The 6,215-nt window shown below is 58.5% G+C and carries 4 protein-coding genes and 1 pseudogene; all 5 read right to left on the bottom strand.

The features are described 5' to 3' along the window. Positions 1-5: 5 nt before the first annotated feature. Positions 6-1,484, bottom strand: a complete 1,479-nt coding sequence (locus tag EN749_RS28385; RefSeq protein ID WP_128364402.1) for an NAD-dependent succinate-semialdehyde dehydrogenase — start codon at positions 1,482-1,484, stop codon at positions 6-8. A 308-nt stretch (positions 1,485-1,792) separates the two neighbouring features. Next, on the bottom strand, positions 1,793-3,250 hold the full coding sequence (locus EN749_RS28390) for an aminotransferase class V-fold PLP-dependent enzyme (RefSeq protein ID WP_095522035.1): 1,458 nt from the start codon (positions 3,248-3,250) through the stop codon (positions 1,793-1,795). Beyond that, a pseudogene (locus tag EN749_RS39085) lies at positions 3,187-3,333 on the bottom strand (IS5/IS1182 family transposase); the annotation flags it as partial. The gene EN749_RS28390 and the pseudogene EN749_RS39085, both read right to left, overlap by 64 nt. 117 nt (positions 3,334-3,450) lie before the next feature. After that, positions 3,451-5,532 carry an ABC transporter ATP-binding protein gene (locus EN749_RS28400; RefSeq protein ID WP_236379299.1) on the bottom strand — a complete coding sequence of 694 codons (2,082 nt, stop codon included), beginning with the start codon at positions 5,530-5,532 and terminating at the stop codon, positions 3,451-3,453. Beyond that, positions 5,525-6,215, bottom strand: a 691-nt coding sequence (locus tag EN749_RS28405) for an ABC transporter permease (protein WP_145991032.1), incomplete at its 5' end; no start/stop codon positions are given. The genes EN749_RS28405 and EN749_RS28400, both read right to left, overlap by 8 nt.

A 6,215-nucleotide genomic window follows, 5' to 3' on the forward strand; every position in this document is an offset into this window, starting at 1 on the left:
GACAATTACACGCTCAGGCAAATATACTTCATTTCAGTATAATGATCGATTCCGTATTTCGAACCTTCACGGCCTATTCCCGACTGCTTGATGCCGCCAAAGGGCGCAACCTCAGTGGAGATCAGCCCGGTGTTGACCCCCACCATGCCGAACTCGAGAGCCTCCGCCACCCGGAAGATTTTCGAGACATCCCTCGAAAAGAAGTAAGACGCAAGGCCAAATTCAGTGTTGTTTGCCATTTCTATGACCTGTTGCTCGGTCGAAAATTTGAACAGCGGCGCAACAGGTCCGAATGTCTCTTCGCTGGAAAGGCGCATTTCGCCGGTTGCGCCGGTCAAGATAGTGGGCTCAAAAAAGAGGCCCCCTTGGCTCGCAGGTTTGCCACCGGCTTCCACCGTCGCCCCCTTTGCCACGGCGTCGGCGACGTGCTCCAGTACTTTCTTCAACGCGTTCCGGTCGATGAGGGGGCCTGTAGTGACCCCTTCGGTGAAGCCGTCGCCGACCTTCAGATCGCGAACGCGCTCGGCTAGTTTCGCAGCAAAGGAATCATAGACACCCTCCTGAATATAGAAGCGATTGGCGCAGACGCAGGTTTGCCCAGCATTACGGTATTTGGAAATCATTGCGCCGTCGACAGCAGCGTTGAGATCCGCGTCATCGAAGACGATGAAAGGCGCGTTCCCCCCGAGTTCGAGGCCAAGCTTTAAGATCTGCTCTGCGCCTTGCCGCATCAGCAATTTTCCGACCTTGGTCGAGCCCGTGAACGTGAGCTTTCGGATCTTCTCATTTCCGCAGAATTCCTGACCGACCATCACCGCATCGGTCGTGGTAAGCACAGAAAAAAGACCGGGTGGCAGACCGGCGCGTTCTGCAAGGAGAGCCAGAGCGAGCGCGGATAGGGGTGTCTCAGCCGCAGGTTTTGATACTATACTGCAGCCGGCAGCGATCGCGGGGGCCATCTTCCGGGCAAGCATCGCATTCGGGAAGTTCCACGGCGTGATTGCCCCCACAACTCCAATGGGCTGCCTGATCACGATGATGCGCTTGTCCAGCTGATGACCTGGAATGGTGTCCCCGTAAACTCGCTTTGCTTCCTCACCGAACCACTCGACGTAGGACGCACTATAAAGGATCTCTCCCCTCGCCTCCGGCCATGGTTTTCCCATTTCCAAAGTGAGGATGGTGGCAAGATCATCGACATTCGTGACTAAGAGGTCGTAAAGCCTTCGCAGGACTACGGCGCGTTCCTTGCCCGTCCTCTTCGCCCAGTTCTTTTGGGCAAGATGAGCAGCCTCAATCGCCGACTTGACCTCCTCTTCACCAAGATCTGGAAGGGTTGCGAGCACTTTGCCGGTTGAGGGATTGGTGACCTCGAACGTGAGGCGCCTTGAACCTGCCGCTACCCACCGAGTCCCTACAAGAGCTTTATCCGTAACTAACGACTTGTCTTTCAACTTTGCTAGAACTGTTTCAGAAATTGACATTGGTTTCTCCGTCTCGGTGCGAGCCAAAGAGCCGCCGTATATATCTACCTAGGATAGAACTTAGCGCTCTATTGGACATTGGATTTTTTATGGATGGGCAGATTGCAGAAACGAAGAGTAATCTCCAGCACCGCTGAACGATCGTCACGGAATAGACCCCTCTCCGCACCTCTCAGAGGACGCCTCCCCATCCGACCCTGCGGTGAGGATGCGGCCACGAACGACCGGCGGCCGGCCTTCCAAGTACCGTGATTTCGGTTTTGCCATATCGACAATAAATCAGTATAAACAAAAGTTTAATCCCCGCTTCAGTCCGTTAGTTCGTCGGAATAGACCACGGCTGGAGAAGGAGCCCTGAAATCTTCGCACTGCACAGCTTCCACGGCTTTCTCAAGGTCATGCACCAGCAACGAGATATACTCATCTCGCAGCGGACCGAGCACCAATTGTATTGCCCCCGGCTCTTTCAGCAAGTTTATCTTCCAGCCATAATCCTTCATCTTGCTCGCAATCGAATATACGTCTGAGTAGTCGCTCCCTATTCCGACCACGTTGAGCTCAGCCCCGCCGACTATTTTCAAGCCAGGGCATCGTTCAACGAAAGACAATATGGCATCTCTCAGCTTGAGGATTTGACCCGCGCGGGAGAGGTATCCGTCCCGGCCCAGATAGCGCATGACCGCCCAAGCCGAGGCGATTGCACCCCCGTTACGCGTCCCAGTAAGAACCGGTGAACGATAAAGTCCAGCTGCCCATGTATCGAAGATGAAAGGTTGATGGCGGGCTACCTTATTTCTATAGAAAACGCCCGACACTCCCTTACCACTATAGCCATACTTGTGGAAATCAGCCGAAATTGAACTTACGCCGGGGACTCGAAAATCGAATTCGGGAACGTCTCGTCCGAGCTCGCGCACAAAAGGCGCCAAAAACCCACCAACGCAAGCGTCCACATGCAACCAAATCCCGTGTTTGCTGGCAATTTCCGCTAATTCTCGAACTGGGTCACAAACGCCATGCGACCAAGATGGCATTGACGCGAGCATCATGACTGTGTTTTCGCTAACTGCCTCGGACATTGCCGAGACGTCTGCGCGGAAATTTGCATCCACTGGAACGCGACGAATGGTATATCCCAAATATCGCTCGTATTTCTCGAATGTGGGATAGCCCGTCTGCGGAATGATTATTTCGGATCGAGCTATGTGAGGCCGTCTTTCTTTGGCGTTCGCTAGGGCAGCAGCAGTAGCGAGAAAGAGGCTCTCGGAACCGCCGCTGGTCACGGCGCCAGTTGCATCCTTTCCAGCGTGGAACAAACTAAGCGCCATCTGTATTAGATCGCGTTCAAATTTTACCACGGTCGGGTAGTTGTTGCCCTTCGTAAAAAAGGCAAGGTGAGCGGCCTTGGCAACTTCGAATGTGCCATCATCAAGCAGGAGCCCGCGGTCGTTGAGCCAACGATCTGGGAACGTCGAGCGCGGATCTGCGTCTTGTGAACGCAGCTGCTTTAGTTCTTGTTCGATCTCGTCCCGGGTCATTCCACTCTTTGGGAACGAATTGCTAATAGAAGTTTCAAATTGTTCGGCTTGCATGTTTAACTTCTCTTCGAATAGTGTTTGCATGGTAGGAATTCTAGCCAACCGCGTCCAATAAGTGTTTTTGTTTTCTGCCACCGATCGGAAAAGTCCTTCTTGGAATTGGCCTTGGCTTTCGAGAACTTCACCGTCCAGCGGGCATCGCGGTCCTTCTGGCGCAGCTTCGTCCATGTGTCCGGAACCTTGCCCGCCTTGATGTCGGCTTTCTCGGCGTCAGTGTTGCGCTCACATGGGCATTTCAGGATCGAGGGATCCTGTTTGCGTCGTTATCTAACCTACTAAATTCGGAGAGGGCTCCGATCGTTGTAAAACCGATACAATCGGGCCGGGCTTATTAGACTAGCTGTCCGCGGCTGGCACCTGGGCCTTCTTCATCCAAATCCGTTTTGACACGCTATGAGTTGGCTACTCGGCACCTCCTGCGGCGGCGTCGAGCTTTGGAGCCTGGCAAGTTCGGCATACGGGATATGACAGCGGATGGTGTGACCGGGCTGGGCCTCGGCCAGTGGCGGCACCTGTTCCTCGCAGATCGATCCGATTTTGCGCGGGCAGCGTGTGTGGAAGACGCAGCCTGATGGCGGGTTGGCGGCGCTGGGGATTTCACCGTCGAGACGAATGCGCGCCTTCTCGGTCTGATCGAGTTTTGGAACGGCCGACAGCAGCGCTTCGGTATAGGGATGATGCGGGCCGGAAAAGACGTCTTCCGACGGTCCGAGTTCCATGATGCGGCCTAGATAGAGCACGGCGATCTTGTCCGAGAGGTAACACACCACGCCAAGATCATGCGAGATGAAGATGTAGCTGACGTCTTCCTTCGATTGCAGGTCGACGAGCAGGTTGAGGATCGCCGCCTGTACGGACACGTCGAGTGCCGAGGTCGGCTCGTCGCAGACGACGATGCGTGGATCGCCGGCGAAGGCACGCGCAATGGCAACGCGCTGCTTCAGCCCACCTGACAATTGACGCGGCTTAACGGCCAGATGCCGTTCGGTGAGGCGCACCGAGCGGACGAGGTCTTCGAGGCGCGTCTCCAGCGCCTTGCCGGAGAGGCCGGCCAGCCGTTTCAATGCGCGGCCGAGGATGTGTCGGATCGAATGCGAGCGGTTGAGCGCTGAGTCCGGGTTCTGGAAGACGATCTGCATCGCCTTGACCTGATCGTCGCCACGGTTCTCCAGCTTCGGCGCCAGCGCCTTGCCCTCGAGCTCGATGGTGCCGCCGTCATCGGGCGGCACGAGGCCGAGCAGCAGCCTGGCGAAAGTGGTCTTGCCACTGCCGGACTCGCCGACCAGCCCCAGCGTCTCGCCGGGCCACAGATCGAGCGAGACGTCCTTGACAGCACGCAAGGGATGGCCATGGCTGGCATAGGTTTTGTTCAATCCCGCGACGCGCAGCACAGGTGCCGCCGCCGGCTTTGGTGCAGGCGCCACATCGCTGGGTGTGGCGCGCGGAAGGGCCTGCGCCTTGTCGTGATAGTGGCAACGCGACAAGCGCTTTCCGCGCTCGTCACTCAGATCGTAGAGCAACGGCAATTCGGTGCGGCAGCGCTCGTCGGCGAGCGCACAGCGGTCGGCGAAGGCGCAGCCCTTGATGTCGGCACCAATGCCAGGAAGGAAGCCCGGAATAGTATCGAGGCGGCCCTGGCCCTTGCGCTTGCCGCCGCTCGGCAGGCAGCGCAGGAGTGCTACGGTATAGGGATGGCGCGGGTCGTTGAAGACAACATCCGTCGGTCCTTCTTCCACCAGCATGCCCGCATAGAGCACGCCGACCCGGTCGCACATGTTGGAGACGACCGCGAGGTTGTGGCTGATGAACAGGATCGAGGTCGAGAGCTCTTGCCTGAGCTGTACGATGAGGTCCAGCACCTCGGCTTCGACGGTCGCGTCGAGGCCGGTGGTCGGCTCGTCGAGGATCAGCATCGACGGGTCGTTGGCCAGCGCCATGGCGATCGCCACGCGCTGCTGCATGCCGCCGGAAAGCTGGTGCGGATAGCGCTGCATCACGCTAAGCGGATCGGAGATGCGCACGCGGTTCAGCATGGCGATGGCGCGATCGGTCGCCGCCTGTCCAGTTATGCCGCCGAGCTCGAAAATCTCGGTCAGTTGCAGGCCAACGCGGATCGACGGGTTCAGCGCCTTGCCCGGATCCTGGTAGACCATGGAGACGCTTTCGGCCCGCGCCCGCCTGAGCGCCTCGGCGTCCAGCTTCATGACGTCCTTGCCGTCCAGCGAGATCGCGCCGCCGGTGATCGAGCCGTTCCTCGGCAGATAGCGCACCACGGTGAGCGCCACAGTGGATTTGCCGCAGCCGGATTCGCCGACCAGCCCGTAGGCCTCGCCTTGGCCGATGTTGAGGCTGAGATTGCGCAGCACCGCGCGGTTGCGCCCGGCAACACGGTAGGCAACGGACAAATCGTGCAGTTCGAGTGCGTTTTCAGCCTTTGCGGAGTTAGTCATTGAGCGCTCCATGGACGCCGTCGGCCACCAGGTTGACACCGATCACTAGCGAGGCGATGGCCAGGGCATCGAACAGCACCGTCCACCAAAAGCCACCACTGATCATGCCGTAATTGCTGGAGATCGACAGCCCCCAGTCGGGTGAGGGCGGCTGGATGCCAAAACCCAGGAAGGAGAGCGTAGCGACCGCGAAGATGGCGTAGCCGAGACGCACTGTCGTCTCCACCAGGATCGGTGGGATGACATTGGGCAGGATCTCGACGAACATCGTATACAGCGCGCGCTCGTGCCGAAGCTCGGCGGCGGCGACATAGTCGAGTTGGCGCTCGGTCAGCACCGCCGAGCGCACCGTGCGGGCGATGATCGGCGCGAAGCTCAGCCCTATGAGGACAACAACGGTGGCCGTGGAGGTGCCGAGCGCGACGATGGCGAGCAGCGCCAGGATGACACCCGGGACGGCCATGAAGGCTTCGAGGATGCGGCTGACGACATCGTCGACGATGCCGCGGAAATAGCCGGTGAGCAGGCCAAGTGCGGTACCCGTCACCGTCGCCAGCAAGGTCGCCAACGGTGCGACGGTGAGGATATCGCGCGAGCCGACGATGACGCGCGAGAAGACATCGCGGCCGATCTGGTCGGTGCCGAACCAGTGTTCGGTGGAAGGGGGCGCCAGGGCGTTGATG

Origin of the sequence: Mesorhizobium sp. M7A.F.Ca.ET.027.02.1.1, from assembly GCF_004022985.1 — a bacterium.
Lineage (GTDB): Bacteria > Pseudomonadota > Alphaproteobacteria > Rhizobiales > Rhizobiaceae > Mesorhizobium.

Coding starts and splice junctions, on each gene's coding strand:
- EN749_RS28385 (WP_128364402.1), bottom strand. CDS start 1,484: ATGTCAATTTCTGAAACAGTTCTAGCAAAGTTGAAAGACAAGTCGTTA.
- EN749_RS28390 (WP_095522035.1), bottom strand. CDS start 3,250: ATGGACGAAGCTGCGCCAGAAGGACCGCGATGCCCGCTGGACGGTGAA.
- EN749_RS28400 (WP_236379299.1), bottom strand. CDS start 5,532: ATGACTAACTCCGCAAAGGCTGAAAACGCACTCGAACTGCACGATTTG.